The organism is Stutzerimonas urumqiensis (genome assembly GCF_003640395.1).
GTDB classification, from domain to species: Bacteria; Pseudomonadota; Gammaproteobacteria; order Pseudomonadales; family Pseudomonadaceae; genus Stutzerimonas; species Stutzerimonas urumqiensis.
In genome coordinates this window covers 81,874-98,901 of record NZ_RBZQ01000002.1, presented here as the reverse complement: position 1 = coordinate 98,901, position 17,028 = coordinate 81,874, and the positions used below count along the sequence as shown (strand labels likewise).

The following is a 17,028-nucleotide window of genomic DNA, read 5'->3' as shown; positions in this document are numbered from 1 at the left end:
AAGGGCGCGGACTCTAACCTGCGCCCCTCGCATCGGCAAGGGAGCGGTCCACTGACGCCATTGGCATGACGTTTCGTCGCTTGCGAGCAGGCGCAGTCGATGAGGCGATAGGAAGCCGGTGCGACGGTGATACACTGCGCCGCTTTTCGAGCTCCAGAGAAGTTGGTGCATGCGTAACGCAACGGAAAACAGCCTTCAGACTGCGCTAAAGGCGTGCAAGAGCAGCTTTTTGTCGGTCGGCTTCTTCAGCTTCTTCGTCAACGCCTTGATGCTCGTTCCTTCGTTTTACATGCTCCAGGTTTACGGCCGCGTCGTGACCAGCGGCAGCGGCATCACGCTGCTGATGCTCACGCTGATCATGACCATGCTCATGCTCACCATGGGGGCTCTGGAGTGGACGCGCTCGCGCATCATGGTGCGTGTCAGTACTAAGCTCGATGTGTTGCTGAGCCGCGATGTTTACCGTGCCAGCTTCAAGCGCGCCCTCGATAGCGGTGGGATGGACGCCTCAGCTCAGCCGCTTAATGACCTCACCGGGTTGAGACAGTTCCTTACGGGTAATGGTCTTTTCGCATTTTTCGATACGCCTTGGCTGCCGGTTTATATCGGCGTCATGTTCCTCTTCCATCCCTGGTATGGCTGGGTGGCCGTGGCGAGCGCTATCGTTCTGCTGTGTCTGGCCGTAGTCAACGAAAAGCTGACCGGCAAGGCGCTGGCCGATGCCAACAAGCAGAACATAGCCGCGAGCCTCTACACGACGAAGAACCTGCGCAATGCCGAAGTGATCGAGTCGATGGGCATGCTGCAAACGTTGATGGCGCGCTGGGGGATGAGGCAGAAGAAGGTCCTCGAACTGCAGTCGGCTGCCAGCGACAAGGGGGGAATGGTCACCTCGTTCTCGAAAACCTTCCGTATGCTGGTTCAGTCGCTGATCCTCGGTCTCGGGGCCCTGCTGGTCATCGAGCAGGAAATCACCCCTGGGCTGATGATCGCGGGTTCGATCCTGCTCGGGCGCGCGCTGGCGCCGATCGACCTCATGATCGGTAGCTGGAAAGGCTTCATCAGCGCTCGGGCGCAGTACGCACGGCTCAACGAGATCCTGGACAAGCAACAGGCCGAACAACCGCGCATGTCCCTACCCGCGCCGCAGGGCAATGTGCTGGTCGAGAACCTTATCGTGACGGCACCCGGTTCCAAGGCCCCGATCATCAAGAACATCAGCTTCGCGGTCCCGGCAGGCTCGGTCGTTGGCGTGATCGGGCCGAGCGCTTCTGGCAAATCGACGCTCGCCCGGGCGCTGCTGGGCGTCTGGAAGCCGCAGCATGGCGTGGTGCGCCTCGATGGCGCCGATATCAATAACTGGGACAAGGAAGAGCTCGGTCCCCATGTCGGTTACCTGCCGCAGGATATCGAGCTGTTCGAAGGCACGATCAGCGAGAACATCGCACGCTTCCGCAATGTCGAGCCCGAGCTGGTGATCCAGGCCGCGAAGGTCGCCGGCGTACATGAAATGATCCTGCAATTGCCAGACGGCTATGACACCTTGATCGGCAGCGACGGCGTCAGCCTGTCCGGTGGCCAGCGGCAGCGAATCGGGCTGGCTCGTGCCATCTACGGCACTCCCCGCTTGATCGTGCTCGACGAGCCGAACTCCAATCTCGACGACGTCGGTGAGCGAGCGCTGGCGGCGGCATTGGGCCAGCTGAAGGCCAGCGGCGCCACGGTGTTCGTGATCACTCATCGCACCAGCATCCTTGCCCAGCTCGATCTGCTGCTGATGCTGCGCAACGGCGCGATAGCCCTGTACGGCCCGCGGGACAAGGTGGTCGCGGAGCTGAACGCGCAGCAGGCGGCACAACAACCACCGACGCCGGTGCCACAGGCGCCGCGCTCGGCGCAGGCGTGAGGCAGGACGATATGGCCACAGCAGTAGATACCCTGGAAGCAAGCTTCGCCGGCCTGCCAACGTCGGATCGTCGCATCCGGATGACCGGCATGCTCATCGTGTTCCTTACCTTCGGCGTATTCGGCGCCTGGGCGACCTTCGCCCCGCTCAACAGTGCGGCGCTCGCGCCAGGCGTGGTGACGGTGCAGACCTACCGCAAGACCGTCCAGCATCTAGAGGGCGGCATCGTCAAGGAGCTGAACGTACGCGATGGCGACATGGTCGAGGCGGGCGACCCGCTGATCGTTCTCGACGACACGCAAATTCGTGCCGAATACGAGATGACCAAAAGCCAGTTGATTGCTGCTCAGGCGATCGAGGCGCGACTGATCGCCGAGCGCGACGATCTGGAACGAATCGACTTTTCCGCATTGCCCGAGCGGGACAGCCAGCGGGCGCAAGAGGCGCGCGATGGCGAAATCCAGGTCTTCGAGGCGCGACGTCGGTCGAAACTGGGCGAAATCGCTGTGCTCGAAAAGCGCATCGGCCAGCTGAACGAGCAGATCAATGGGCTTGAAGCCATGATCCGCACCAAGAGCAGTCTCGAGAATTCCTATACCAAGGAGATCGGTGAACTCGAGGAGCTGCTCGCAGAAGGGTTCGTCGACAAGCAGCGTTTGCTCGAGCAGCGCCGGAACCTCGACAAGCTGCGCGCCGAGATCGCCGATCACCGTTCCGAGATCACCAAGACCAAGCTGCAGATCAACGAAACCGAACTGCAGACGCTCCAGCTCAAGAAAGACTTCAATTCGGAAGTCGTCACTCAGCTCGCCGAAGTGCAGACGAAGGTGTTCGATCTCCAGGAGCGCATGGCGGCGCTTCGCGATCGCATCAGCCGTGTGGTCATCCGGGCTCCGGACGACGGCATGATTCTCGGCATGACCGTGCATACGGTCGGTGGTGTCGTCAGTCCGGGGACGCCGCTGCTGGATATCGTGCCGTCGATATCCGACCTGGTGGTCGAAGCCCAGGTATCGCCCATCGACATCGATCGCGTCCGGGTCGGCAAGCCGGCGGACATCCGCTTCAGTGCATTCAACAGCTCCACGACGCCGGTGATCGAGGGCGTCGTCACTCGGGTCTCGGCCGACCGGCTGATCAATGAGCAAACCGGCATGCCCTATTACCTTGTGCGTGTCGGCCTCACGGAAGAGGGCTCGCACATGCTCGGAAGCCTCAAGCTGCTACCTGGCATGCCCGCCGAGGTGTTGATCAACACCGGCGAGCGTACGCTGCTGGAATACCTGATCCAGCCGGCGACCGACGCCTTTGCCAAATCGCTGATCGAGGATTGACCGTGCGTTCGCTCTGGTTAGCGGTGTTGATAATGGCGACCTCCTTTGCGCATGCGGCCGTGGCACCGGTAGAGACGCCGGCCGTGGACAAGACGGGTGTGCTGGCTTCCACGCACGTGACGGACCTGGCTCAGCTGTATCGCGAGGCTCGTCTGGAGGATCCGCGTGTCCTGGCCGCCTATGCGCGTGCCGAGGCCGCCGAGGCGCGGGAGCGCGAAGCCTTCGGTGCGCTGTTGCCACAGCTGTCGGCGAATGGCGCTTATAACCGAACGCGGCGTGACGACGGCACTTATGCCGAGCTTTACAACAACGACCGCCTCTCGCTCGGGCTGACGCAACACCTCTACAACAAGGCGGCCTGGGAGAATTACCAGGAGTTCAAGAACCGTGCCCGGCAGCAGGGTTTCGAGGCGGAGAGCGCTCAGGCGGAGGCCACCGTCGACCTCGCCGAGCGTTACTTCGCGGCGCTTGCCGCAGATGACGAGCTGGAGCTGGTCATCGCCGAGCAGCGGGCGACACGGGAAAATCTGGATCGCGTCGAAGCGCTTTACGAGCGGCAGATGGCGATGATCACCGACGTCCTGGACCTGCGCGCGAGGGTCGATGCCCTGGCTGCGATGGAGGTCGAGGCGCGCAATCAGGTCCGCCTCAGCCGCGAAGCGCTGTCCGAGATCGTCGGGCGGCCCGTCACCGAGAAGCTCAGCCGTATCCGCGAAGACATCGCCTTGCAGGCGCCTCAGGAAAGTATCGAGGACTGGGTACGCCGCGCATTGGCGAGCAACCCCGCGCTCAAGGCTCATGCCAGCGCCGTCGAGGCGGCCAATGCCGCGTTGCGCGAAGGGAAGGGTGGGCACTACCCGAGCGTCAGCTTCAGCATCAACGCCCAGCGCAGCGATGTCGGCTATGACAATACGCTTGCGCCCCTTACCGATACGTACGTTGCTTCCATCGGTGTGCAGGTCCCGATCTACAGCGGTGGCTCCACCTCGGCTCGGGTACGCGCCCTGCGTGCCGATGAAATGGCGGCCGAGCAGGAGCTCGAAGCCATTCGCCGACAGGTGGTCAACCAGACGACCAGCGCCTACCTGACCGCTCACGCCGGGGTCGAACAGATTCGCGCGTCGTACAACGCGCTGGAGTCGGCCGAGCAGTCGAGCATCGCCGCGCAGAAGGGCTTCCAGTACGGGGTCGTCAACTCGGTAGACGTGCTGACCAGCGTCCAGAACGAATACCAGGCACGTCGGGAGCTGCTGCAGGCGCAATACGATTTCATCACCAACCTGCTGGTGCTGAATCGCTGGTCCGGCGGGCTCTCCGCTGGCACGGTGGAAAAGGTCAATGTCTGGCTGAGTCGCAACGAGACACCGCGAGCCCTGGAAGAAGCGGATACGGATAGCCGCTGACCCGTCGTACAATGCGCGCCCTCGATATCACGGTACGCCCCGTGGTTACCGACCGTCTTCCAAGCAAGCGAAGGAACCCGCATTGAATCAGCAGCTTGGCGAGCTTTGGCGAGCCCGCCATTTCATTCGCACGTCCATCCGCAACGAGTTCGTATCCCGCGTCGTGCGCAGTCGACTCGGGTTTCTCTGGATCGTGCTGTACCCGCTGGCGCAGGTCGCCATCTACGCCTTCGTCCTGTCCATCGTCATGGCGGCGAAGCTGCCGGGACTGACCACGGCCTATGCCTATCCGATCTATCTCACCGCCGGCATTCTCGCCTGGTCGCTGTTCGCCGAGATCGTCAGTCGCTCGCTCAACCTGTACATCGAGAACGGCAATCTGCTCAAAAAGGTCGTGTTTCCCAAGCTGGCACTCCCCGCGATCATGACGGGCAGCGCATTGCTCAATAACCTGCTGTTGCTCGCTGCGGTGCTGGTGATTTTCGCCTTCCTCGGCCATCTGCCCGGGGCCGCCATCGTCTGGCTGCCCATCCTGATGGCGCTGCTGCTGGTGCTCGCGCTGGGGGTCGGCCTGCTGCTGGGCCTGCTCAATGTATTCATCCGTGACATCGGCCAGATCGTCAGCATCGTCCTTCAGTTCGGGTTCTGGCTCACGCCGATCGTCTACAACCTCGAACTGCTGTCCGAGCGATACCGGCACCTTCTCTACCTCAACCCGCTGACCGGCATCGTGCAGGGCTATCAGGACGTCCTGCTGTACCGGCAGGCGCCTGATCTCGGCGTGCTGATTTATCCGGCGACCTGTGCGGCCGTCTCGGTAGTGCTTGCCGTCTGGGTCTACCGTCGGGGCATCGACGACGTGGTGGATGTCCTATGAGCTGGGCACTGAAAGTCGACTCGGTCAGCAAGTCGTTCCTGCGCTATCGCCGCGAGAGCCACAGGGTCCTGGCCTGGCTTGGTATCCGCCTCGGTTCGGTACAGCAGACACAGGTCCTGCACGATGTCACGTTCGCGTTGGAGCCCGGCGAGGCGGTCGGCCTCATCGGGCTCAACGGCGCAGGCAAGAGCACCCTCCTGAAGATCATCACCGGTACGCTCAAGCCCAGCGCCGGACAGGTGGCGGTCAATGGGCGGGTGGCCGCGATCCTCGAGCTGGGGATGGGCTTCAATCCGGAGCTGACCGGGCGCCAGAACGTCTATCACGTGGCTGGCCTGATGGGCTACGCGCATGCGCAGATCGAGGGGTTCATCGACGAGGTGCATGCCTTTTCCGAACTGGGCGATTACTTCGACCAGCCCGTGCGTGTCTATTCGAGCGGGATGCAGATGCGCCTCGCCTTCAGCATCGCCACGGCCGAGCGCCCGGAAATCCTGATCGTCGACGAGGCGCTCTCGGTCGGCGACGCCTACTTCCAGCACAAGAGCTTCGATCGCATCCGGCAGTTCGCGCGCGAGGGCACGACCCTGTTGCTGGTCAGCCATGACAAGCAGGCCATCCAGAGCATCTGTACGCGCGCCATCCTGCTCGATCATGGTCGTGTCGCCATGGAAGGGGCGCCGGATGCGGTGATGGATTTCTACAACGCGATGCTGGCCGACCATCAGGACCAGCAGATCGCCGAGTTGCCCGGTCATGGCGGCGCGCTGCTTTCCGGGACCGGCGAGGCCACCTTTACCGAGGCGGCTCTGCATGATGCGCGAGGGCAAGCGCTGGAAGTCGTCGATGTCGGCCAGTCGGTCGAATTGCGGGTCAGCGCTCGCTGCGTGGCGGCGTTGCCCGACCTGGTGCTGGGCTTTCTGATCAAGGATCGCTACGGCCAGGATGTCTTCGGCACCAATACCCGCCAGCTCGGTCAGGTTCGCTACGAGGTGCCGGCGGGCGAGGCCCTGTCTTGGCGCTTCCGCTTCCCGGCCAACATCGGCCCAGGCACCTATTCCATCACCCTTGCGCTGCACAGCCACGCCGGCCATATCGAACGCAACTATGCATGGCAGGAGCGGGCGCTGATGTTCGAGATCGTCAACCGCAGCCAGCACGAGTTTTCGGGCGTGGCATGGCTGAAAGTGGAATCGGAGTGCGAAACGCACCATGAATGCTGATTTCTATCGTGCGCTCGAGGAGCGCTTTCGTGCCTCGCGAGACGAGATTCGCCACCGTCAGGAAGGCTACCGCCCCTGGCTCGATGCCCTGAAGCGGATGCGTGCCCAGCCGCGTGCGTTCGATATCGGCTGTGGTCGTGGCGAGTGGTTGGAGCTGCTGGAAGAGAGCGGCTTTGCGGCGCATGGCGTCGACCTGGACGACTCCATGCTGGCGGCTTGTCACGAGCGCGGCCTGAACGCCGAGAACCGCGATGCGCTGGCAGCATTGCAGGCCATGCCGGATGGCTGTCTGGAACTGGTCACGGCCTTTCATGTGGTCGAACACCTGCCGTTCGACTACCTCGCCGCACTGCTCGTCGAGTCCCGGCGAGTCCTGTCGCCGGGCGGCCTGCTGCTGCTCGAGACGCCGAATGGCGAAAACCTCATCGTCGGCACCAACAACTTCTACCTGGACCCGACCCATCAGCGCCCGGTCCCGTCGCTGTTCCTCGATTTCCTGTGCCAGTTCGGCGGCTTCGGTCGCACCCAGGTGCTGCGCTTGCAGGAAGACCCGGCCCTGCATCGGGACGATGCGCGCATTGGCTTGTGGCAGGTGCTCTATGGCGTCAGCCCCGACTACGCCGTGGTGGCACAGAAGACGCCGACGACGGACATCGACGTGGCGGTGTTCGACGAGCTGTTCGCCCAGCAGCGCGGGCTCGATCTCGAGACGCTGGCCAACCGTCACGACCGCCAGCTCGAGCGGCAGCTGCCCCAGCCCGGCCAGCTGGAGGAATACGATCGCGTCCTTCGTCTGCAAGGCGAACAGCTGGCACGCCTACAGCAGACAGAGCGGGAACGCGAGGCCGACCGACGTGAACTCGCCGCCCAAGGCCAGGCACTCCAGCAGCTTGAAGCCCGCCTGTCATTCCTCGAGAAGGTCTTGCTGATCCGCTTCTATCGCCGCATTCGATCGGTTGCAGGCCATCTGCGGCGCGGAGGGCTTGATCGGGCCTCGCTCAAGCATCGGGTCGCCCTGGCCCTCGCACGTCCGATCCTGTGGCTGAGGTCGCGGCTGTCACGCGACTCGAAGCTGGAGGCACGACTGGTTGGCATGCTGGGCAGATCGCCCGCACTACAGGCAAGGCTGCAGCACTACCTTGGCGTGTTTCGGCGCGTCAACGCGGCGAGCAACCAGGCGCAGGACACCTTTGGCCGCGTCGAACGGCTGGCCCGCCGACTGCAAGCGCTGGGCATGCGCGCACCCGCGGCGTCGCAAGAGACAGGCCAGTTGCCGCGGCTGGCCTACGTTTCACCCCTCCCGCCGGCGCGTACCGGCATCGCCGACTACAGCGCCGAGTTGCTGCCGGCGCTCTCGGCGCACTACCTCATCGATGTCATCACAGACCAGCCTTCGATCGACGACCCCTGGATCGTCGAGCACTGCACATCGCGCGATGCGCGCTGGCTGCGCGACCATGCCGATGACTACCAGGTCGTCCTCTATCACATCGGCAACGCGCCCTTTCATGCCTGGATGCACGAACTGCTCGCCGAGGTGCCGGGCGTGGTCGTGCTGCATGACTTCTTCCTCAGCGGCCTGATCTGGAAGCTGGACGAAGACCCGCGTCTGGCTGGCATCAAGTGGCGCGAGCTGCATTACGGCCAGGGCCATCGTGCGCTGGCCGACATGGCCCTGGCCGAAGACGAAGGGCGCGCCGCACTGGCCTACCCCTTCAACCGTACGCTGCTCGAAAGCGCGCGCGGCGTGATCGTGCACTCGGCGGTGTCGTTGCGCCTGGCGCATGAGTGGTACGGCCCCGATGCCGGTGCGGACTGGGCGCTGATTCCCCACCTGCGCCAGCCTGCCGCGGTCGAGCCGAAGGCCGCTGCGCGGGCGCGGCTGGGCGTGCCGGCGCAGGCCTTCGTGGTGTGCAGCTTCGGCCTGCTCGGCCTCACCAAACTCAACGACCGCCTGCTGCGCGCCTGGCTGGCCTCGCGGCTGGCTGCCCAGCCGGATAGCCTGCTGGTGTTCGTCGGCGAGCTGGGCGATGACGACTACGGCCGAACTCTTCGGCGGGCGATCGCCGACAGCGGCCTGTCCGAACGCATCCGCATCACCGGCTGGGCCGACGTCGATACCTTCCGCGGCTACCTCGCGGCCGCGGACCTCGGGGTGCAGCTTCGCACCCTGTCGCGTGGCGAAACCTCCGGCACGGTACTCGACTGCATGAACCACGGGCTCGCGACCATCGTGAACGCGAACGGCAGCATGGCCGACCTGCCCGAAGAAGGCGTGTACCGGCTGCCGGATGACTTCGACGACGCCCAGCTGGTCGCCGCGCTGGAGCATCTCTGGCAGGACGAAGCGGCACGTACCGCGCTCGGCCGTCGCGGCCGTGCCCTGATCGAAACGCACTATGCCCCGGAGCGCTGTGCCGGGCTGTACCGGGAGGCGCTTGCCCGGTTCGGTCAACGCCAGCGCGACGAAGACCGCCGCCTGCGCGAGGCGCTCGGATCACTCGGCCGCCAGGAGCCGAGCGCGCGCGCTATCCAGGCGCTGGCCGAGCGCCTCGAGCCGACCTTGCCGGCGCCGGTGCGCCAGCCGCAATTGCTGCTCGACATCACGGCCACCTGCCGTCTGGATCACCACACTGGCATCGAGCGCGTCGCCCGCGCACTGACGCTCGCCCTGCTGGAGACGCCGCCCCACGGCTATCGGGTCGAACCGGTTTACCTGACCGACCAGGGCGGGCGCTGGCATTACCGCTACGCCTGTGCCTACACCGCTTCGTTGCTCAACGCGCCGGCGCACCTTGCCGATTACGAGGCGGACTACCGCGCCGGAGATCGCCTCATCGCGCTGGATATTTCCGGCGATGCCTTCATCCAGGCCAGCCGGGCCGGGCTGTTCGGCGCGCTTCGCGCGCGGGGCGTCAGCTGCCGCATGCTGGTTCACGACCTCTTGCCAGTCACCCGCCCGGAGCTGTTCCCGGCGCGAGCGCAGGCGCACTTCGGTGAGTGGCTGCGCAACGTGGTGCAGCTCGACGGCGCCGTCTGCGTGACCCGAACGGTCGCCGACGAGTTGCAATACTGGATTCGCCTGCAGGCGCGCTGGCGGCTCGATGACTTCGCCATCGGCGTGTCCCACCACGGCGCCGACCTTGCCAACTCCGCGCCCACGACCGGTCTGCCCGAATCCGCCGGGCAGGTGCTCGAGCAGTTGGCCGCGCGCCCGAGCATCCTGATGGTCGGCACGCTGGAGCCGCGCAAATGCCATGCTCAGGCGCTGGCGGCGTTCGCCGAGCTGTGGGCACGGGGCGTCGAGGTCAACCTGGTGATCGTCGGCCGCGAGGGCTGGTTGAACCTGCCGGAAGACGAGCGTCGCAGCATCCCGTCGCTGGTCGCCAGCTTGCGCCAGCATCCCGAGCGGGATCGGCGGTTGTTCTGGCTCGACGGCGTGAGCGATGAATACCTCGAGCGCGTCTATGCCAGCGCCGACGGCCTGCTCGCCGCGTCCGAGGACGAAGGCTTCGGGCTGCCGCTGATCGAAGCGGCGCAGAAGGGCCTGCCCATTCTCGCGCGCGACATCCCGGTATTCCGCGAAGTGGCCGGCGAGCATGCGCGCTTCTTCCAGGCGGCCGAGCCGACCGCACTGGCCGATGCCATCGAGGCCTGGGTTCGCGACGGGTTCCAGCCGGGCTCCGCCGGAATGCCCTGGCTGACCTGGCGGCAGAGCGCCGCCCACCTCGCGCGCTTGCTGACTGACGACTGCGGCTCGATTGACCGACACACGCCTGGCCTGACATGACCTCGACCACCCATACGCCCCATGTGGGCAACCGCTATTACCCCTACATCGACGGGCTGCGCGCCTTCGCCGTGCTCTCGGTGCTGATCTTCCACCTGCATGCGCCGTGGTTGCCGGGGGGCTTCGTCGGGGTCGACGTATTCTTCGTCATCTCCGGCTTCGTGGTCAGCGCCAGCGTCGCCAACTTCAAGGGCGGTGGCCTGCTGCCGTTGCTCGGCTTTTTTTATGCGCGGCGCATCAAGCGGATCTTCCCCGCCCTGATCGTCTGCCTGCTGGCGACCGCTTACCTGTCAGCGCTCTTCGTACCGGCTATCTGGCTCAGTGAAGTCAACCAGCAGACCGGCCTGTACGCCTTCTTCGGTCTGAGCAATTTCATCCTCGCGCAGACCGGGCGGGACTACTTCGCGCCGACTACCGAGTTCAACCCTTACACCCATACCTGGTCGCTGGCGGTCGAAGAACAGTTCTACCTGGTCTTCCCCTTCCTGTTCATCGCCTGGCTGGCCGGGCGTCGCGGCAAATGGCTGTCGGTTGGCTTGTTCGTCGCCGGGCTGGTGGCGTCGCTGGGCTACGCGGCGTGGCAGAGCCAGGCCGGCCCCACGCAGGCGTACTTCCTGACGCCGAGTCGCTTCTGGGAGTTGGCGGCCGGTGTGCTGCTCTACCAGGTCGTCGCGCTGTCGCCCCGTCGTCCGGGCAGCAACGGGACATTCGGCGCACTGATCGGCCTGGCCTCGCTGGCATTGCTGGCAGTCGCCTTCGCGGTGTCCTCGTCGCAGGGCTTTCCGTTCCCCTGGGCGTTGCCCGCTGTCCTTGGCACGCTCGGCCTGATCTACAGCCTGCACGATTGCCCGGAGCACCGTCACCTGCACGGCCTGATCGGCAGCCGGCCGCTGGTAGCGATCGGCAAGATCTCCTACTCGCTCTACCTCTGGCACTGGCCGGTATTCGTGCTGTTCCGCTGGACGCTCGGGCTGGATACGCCGGGGCTGCGCCTGCTCGCCGTGGCGCTGGCTTTCCTGCTGGCGGTTCTTTCCTATCGCCTCGTAGAAAATCCTGTACGCGAATCACGGCACCTCCGGCAGGCGCCGCAGGCTGCCATCGTGTTCTGTGGCCTATTGATCGTCAGCGGAGCATGGTGGTCGGCGCGCGCGATCGATCGGCTCCAACCCGCTATCTCGCTGACGAGCGTGAGCCAATCACCTGCTGACTGGTATCCAAATCAGGTGAGCGCCGAGGGGGCGAGCACCGGGTGTGTTGCCGACCCGGAATACCACCCCGTCGAAGGTGGCGTACTCATGCTTTATGTCCCGAAGCATTGCACCGAGCCGAAGACTCTGAGCGACTCGACCCTCTACGTAATTGGCGATTCGCATGCAATGGCCTATGAGGCGATGTTCGAGGCCTATGCGATTGAGCATGCGGTACGTATCAAGGCATATGTGAAAAGTGGTTGTGCCTTCATCAGCCTGCAACCCTGGAACGACAACGCCGAGTGCCGACGCTTCGTGGACAGAGTGTTGGGCGAAATCGAAACCCTCCAGCCCGGCGACGTCCTGTTCCTGCCGTCGCTGCGTTTGCCGCGCCTGAGCAGCCAATGGGCCGCCATCGATCCCGAGCAAGCCTATGCCCATATGTTCGGCCCCGAAGCGGATGCCGGGCGGCAGCGCATCGTGGCAGATACGGTTACGGTGTTGAGTCGATTTACCGATCAGGGCGTGCGGGTTGTGTTCGAAGCGCCGAAGCCAATATTCAAGTCGCCGCCATTTCGATGCGCTGACTGGTTCAACCGCATGAATCCCGTTTGCGAAGGCGGCTTCCAGATGCCTAAAGCCGAGCTGCAAGCGCTTCGCGCGCCTGTGCTCGCAGCGTTCGACGAGGTCCAGCGACGGCTGCCGGGTGTGGCGACCTGGGATCCCTTTCCGGTGCTTTGTCCAAACGAAACCTGTTCTGCCTGGGACGGAGGAAAGCCGCTTTTCCTGGATGGCGACCACCTGAGCGGCCACGGCAACCGGCAACTGGTCGATTCCTTCAGTCGGTTCATGGCGGCCGATGAGCGCCAGGCACGCAATCCATAGGGATCAGGGCATGTCTCACGCCGACAGGTATTTCCCTTATATCGACGGGATGCGTGCGCTCGCAGTCCTGTCGGTCATCCTCTATCACCTTGATTCGAGTTGGTTGCCGGCAGGATTCGTCGGGGTGGACGTTTTCTTCGTCATCTCCGGCTTCGTGGTCAGCGCCAGTGTCGCTCATTACCGTGAGCGCGCACTGTTGCCGCTGCTGGTTGGTTTCTATGCGCGGCGCATCAGGCGGATATTCCCGGCCCTGATTGTCTGTTTGCTCCTGACGAGCCTGGCGGCAGCGCTCTTCATACCGGGCTCATGGCTTAGCTCCGTTAATGAGAAGACGGGTCTCTACGCCTTTTTTGGGCTCAGCAATTTCATTCTGGCCGAAACCGGGCGCGACTATTTTGCGCCGGCGGCCGAGTTCAATCCGTTCACCCACACGTGGTCATTGGCCGTCGAGGAACAGTTTTATCTGGTGTTCCCATTGCTATTTCTCGCTTGGCTCGGAGGCGGGCGGGGACGTTGGGTGTCGGTTGCACTGTTTACCGGTGGGTTGCTGGCTTCGGCCATATATGCCGGCTGGCAGAGCCACTCGAGCCCCTTGCAGGCCTTCTTTCTTAGCCCGAGCCGCTTCTGGGAACTGGCCTCGGGCGTCCTGCTTTATCAATTCATAACGCTCGTTCCGACGCCCTCAGGCCGGGGGTCAGGCTGGGCGCGTGCGGCGCTGGGTTGGATATCGCTGCTTGCCCTGCTGGCCTCGTTTTTCGTTACGACTGCGCGCGGATTCCCAATGCCGGGTGCACTGGTGACGGTGGCCGGCACGCTCGGTTTGATCTTCAGCCTGCATCAGCGTGAAGACCTTCGTGCACTACATCGGTTGCTGGGTAACAGAGCGCTGGTCGCGGTAGGAAAAATCTCCTACTCGCTCTATCTCTGGCACTGGCCCGTGTTCGTCATGTTTCGATGGACACTTGGGCTCGATACGCCGCTGCTGAGGACGAGCGCGGTCGTGCTGGCGTCCCTGCTGGCGGTCGCCTCGTACCGCCTGATCGAAAACCCGGTTCGTAAGGCGCGGCTCCTCAAGCGCACACCGCAGGTGGCCGTTTTGCTGGGCGGCCTGCTGCTCGTCGGTGGGGCGGCATGGCTCGATCAGCGCATCGTGAAGGCCGAGGGGATGCTATCGCTCACCTCGCCAGGCCGTAATCCCGCTATGTGGTACCCACATGGCGTCAACGCCGATCCTGCGTACCCGGGCTGCGACGCATCGCCTCGGCATCAGGCCAGCGACGGCGGGCTGCTATCTATTTATGAGCCGCGTGGCTGTGAGCGGCAGATGCCCTTGCAGGCTCGGACGCTATACGTCATCGGTGACTCCCATGCGCTGGCCTATGAAGCGATGTTCAAGCAGTTCGCCATTCGTCATTCAATGCGCATAGTGGCCTACAACAATGGCGGCTGCCCGTTCGTCAGTCTGCAAGCCTGGCGTGACATCGATCATCCCGTTTGTCGGAGCCACGCGGAGGCGGCGCTGGCGGACATTGGCTCACGCGCCAAGTCAGGCGACATCCTTTTCCTTGCCTCGATGCGGATGCCGAGACTTTCCGACCAATGGGGCGTCTACCCGCTCGATGAGATTCGCTACCAGGTGTTCAGCGAAGAGGCCCGTGCGGGACGTCAAAGGGCGCAACAAGCGGCAGTCGATGACCTGATGCCATTGGCCGAGCGAGGTGTACGCATCATTCTGGAAGGGCCGAAGCCCGTCTTCAGATCCCCGCCTTTCCGCTGCGCAGACAGCTTCAACCGAGGCAATCCGGTATGCGAACCAGGGTTCCGGGTTTCGCGAGCCGAGCTGGAAAGCTACCGCGCTCCGATACTCGAAGCCCTGTATGCCGTGGCCGACAGGGTGCCTGGCGCGGCGGTCTGGGACCCTTTTCCGCTCCTGTGTACAGATGCTGAGGCTTGCTCTGCCTGGCGGGGTGAAGCCCCGCTGTTTTTCGACGGCGACCACCTGAGTGGCTTTGCCAATCGGCTGCTGCTGCCTCATTTTGAGCGCTTCATCAGTGACCGTCCGCCTGCGGCGACCAGCGAGCCTGAACTCACCGGCGACGATTGAGTCAAGTTTTTAGCGGGGAGCGCGCCAAACGGTTGGCTTAAGTCCATTTCGGCCTTGTTGGCTTATCGGGAAAATGTGTAGGATGGCCGCGCTTTATTCCGTTATGTGTAGTCGCTTATTGGGAAAAGTAAGCGAGTTGCATCTACTATGGCATGGAGCGTTCCCATCATGGGGGGCCATGCCCCGATGGGGCATGGCAGGCAGGCTGGGCCGACGGGCCTGATTCATCCAGGTCTGCTTGTCGATTCGACTAATTTCTGGAGAAAGCTATAAATGGCAACTGCATCTGATCTGCAACAGCTGTACATCGGTTACTTCGGCCGTGCCGCCGACCAGGAAGGTCTGACCTTCTGGCTCGACGCCATCAACAACGGCGGCCTGAGCCTGGATAACGTGCACGCCTCCTTCGTTCAGAGCGAAGAGTACACGGCCCAGTACGAAAACATGACCACCCAGCAAATGGTCGCCGCCGTTTATGAAAACGTGCTGGGTCGCGTTGCTGACGAAGGTGGTCTGGAGTTCTGGACCAACGCCATCGAAACCGGTGTGATCACCGAAGATCAGCTGATCGAAGGCATCCTGAGCGGCCTGAGCACCAACGATGCTCTGATCGTCTCCAACAAGGTCACCGTTGCCAACTTCTACACTTCCGCCAAGGGCGATGCGTACGTTGAGGCCAGCAAGGTCGAAAGCGGCAACATTCTGGATACCGTTGACGGTACGACTGCAAGCGTTGCGAATGCATTGACGGTAGTAGCCGATGTTACCGGCGTCAGCAATGCCGAGCTGGCTTCTGCCCTGGGTACGCTGGATGGTGCCAACGACGCGCTGCAAGCCTTTGCCGAGGCCTACCTGGGCGACGCGGCTACCGGTACTGATGCAGATGTTACAGCCGCTCAAACTCAGATTAGCGATGCCCTCACCACCGCTACTACCAATCTGAATGATGAGATCAACGTGCTTGGTGGTGCGGAAGTTCAGTCGACTGATACTCCGGCTATCGTCGCTCAGAAGATCCAGCTTGCTCAGGCCGCTGCCACTTCTGCGGTTAGCGCAGCTCAGCAGGAAGTCTCTCAGGTGGTAGGGCTGTCGGCTCTGGTCAATACCTTTAACAGCCAGCTCGCGACCTATGAAGAAGCGGTGGAGAGCCAGACTGCTGCTGATCTCGAGCAGACGGCTGAACTCGCTAAGTTCAATGCCATTTATGATGGCACTGACATCACCACGATCGATGACGCCACTGGTGCGGCTACTGACGGTAGTACTCAGATTCTTACCGTCGTCGACGGTAAGTTGGTCGTAAACAGCGCCTGGGCTGCACTTAGCAGCACTTCTGCAGCCGAGGCAGCTGCCGCCAACGCCTTGCTGGCCGACGTTCAGGCGCGTCTGGCTGCCGATAAGGCAGTTGCCGAGGCAAACACCGCCCTGGACGCAACTGGTGCCAAGATCGATAACATCGGTACCGGTGATGTCTATGACGCGACTAACAATGTCTTCACTGCTGACACTGATGCGACTACCGAGGAGCCGGTTATGGCCCTGCAGGCAGCGCTAGCACAGCAAGCAGCACTTGAAGCGGCGGTTGAAGAATTCAACGAGGCGGCTGCTCCGGCTGCTGATCTTGCTGAACTCAACGCCGATATCATCGCTGCTGGCACTGCAATCACTGAGCTGGGTTACATCCTGGAGCCGATTGATACGGCAACCGAAGCTGGCACTGCTGATGAAGAAGTCTTCGTAGTTGGCGGTACCGATTCGACCGTAGACATCACTGCTGGCGACGTGCTCTTCGTCGGTACTGGTTATACGCTCGGCACTGACAGTGATGCCAACACTGCCGGGATTCAGGGCGGCAATGACAGTGCGCTGGAAATGTTCATCGTTGAAAACGCGACAACTGGTGCTGTCGAGCTTCATGTTGAAACAAGCGTGTTTGGCAGCAGCGCCGCTACCCCAGAGACAACAGTCATTACCTTGGCTGGTACTGTAACTGATGTAGAGGACGTTTCCTTCGACGCCCAGACTGGCTTGGTCACCTTCGCTTAACGCGAATGTAGTAAGCCCCGCAAGGCGGTAAAACCCCATGGGGTGATACCTGTCCTGCGGTCTGAACAAAACCCCGCCTCATGGCGGGGTTTTGTTTTAGCTCTCGCCCTACGCGCCCCTGCGCGCACCAGCCAACTCTCTGCGTCCGTTTGGCTGATGGTTCAAGCCATCGCCGATATCAAAACTTGCCGTTACCGCAGACAACCTGCCTGAAGGCCGGCAGCCTTCCCGTGCTGCGCACGGATTTTCCTGTCGGTGCGGTACTTGACC

The 17,028-nt window shown here is 63.0% G+C and carries 9 protein-coding genes; all 9 read left to right on the top strand.

Translation table 11 applies throughout. The features are described 5' to 3' along the window. Positions 1 to 169: 169 nt before the first annotated feature. Complete coding sequence (locus D7325_RS03895; RefSeq protein WP_120994228.1) at positions 170 to 1,906, top strand: type I secretion system permease/ATPase; 1,737 nt, start codon at positions 170 to 172, stop codon at positions 1,904 to 1,906. A gap of 11 nt (positions 1,907 to 1,917) precedes the next feature. Then, a complete protein-coding gene (locus D7325_RS03890; RefSeq protein WP_120994227.1) occupies positions 1,918 to 3,240 on the top strand; it encodes an HlyD family type I secretion periplasmic adaptor subunit in 1,323 nt (440 codons plus the stop codon). Between the two features lie 32 nt (positions 3,241 to 3,272). Further along, positions 3,273 to 4,643: a TolC family outer membrane protein gene (locus D7325_RS03885; protein ID WP_120994226.1), complete on the top strand. Its 1,371-nt coding sequence runs from the start codon at positions 3,273 to 3,275 to the stop codon at positions 4,641 to 4,643. A gap of 82 nt (positions 4,644 to 4,725) precedes the next feature. Then, entirely contained in the window at positions 4,726 to 5,520 is a 795-nt protein-coding gene (locus tag D7325_RS03880; protein WP_120994225.1) for an ABC transporter permease, read from the top strand. Next, on the top strand, positions 5,517 to 6,743 hold the full coding sequence (locus tag D7325_RS03875) for an ABC transporter ATP-binding protein (RefSeq protein ID WP_120994224.1): 1,227 nt from the start codon (positions 5,517 to 5,519) through the stop codon (positions 6,741 to 6,743). Before D7325_RS03880 ends, D7325_RS03875 begins: the two co-directional genes overlap by 4 nt. After that, positions 6,733 to 10,533: a glycosyltransferase gene (locus D7325_RS03870; RefSeq protein WP_120994223.1), complete on the top strand. Its 3,801-nt coding sequence runs from the start codon at positions 6,733 to 6,735 to the stop codon at positions 10,531 to 10,533. Before D7325_RS03875 ends, D7325_RS03870 begins: the two co-directional genes overlap by 11 nt. After that, positions 10,530 to 12,608: an acyltransferase family protein gene (locus D7325_RS03865; protein ID WP_120994222.1), complete on the top strand. Its 2,079-nt coding sequence runs from the start codon at positions 10,530 to 10,532 to the stop codon at positions 12,606 to 12,608. Before D7325_RS03870 ends, D7325_RS03865 begins: the two co-directional genes overlap by 4 nt. Positions 12,609 to 12,618: 10 nt before the next feature. Next, positions 12,619 to 14,712 carry an acyltransferase family protein gene (locus tag D7325_RS03860; RefSeq protein ID WP_245962003.1) on the top strand — a complete coding sequence of 698 codons (2,094 nt, stop codon included), beginning with the start codon at positions 12,619 to 12,621 and terminating at the stop codon, positions 14,710 to 14,712. A 273-nt stretch (positions 14,713 to 14,985) separates the two neighbouring features. Continuing rightward, complete coding sequence (locus D7325_RS03855) at positions 14,986 to 16,758, top strand: DUF4214 domain-containing protein (RefSeq protein WP_120994220.1); 1,773 nt, start codon at positions 14,986 to 14,988, stop codon at positions 16,756 to 16,758. Positions 16,759 to 17,028 lie beyond the last annotated feature (270 nt).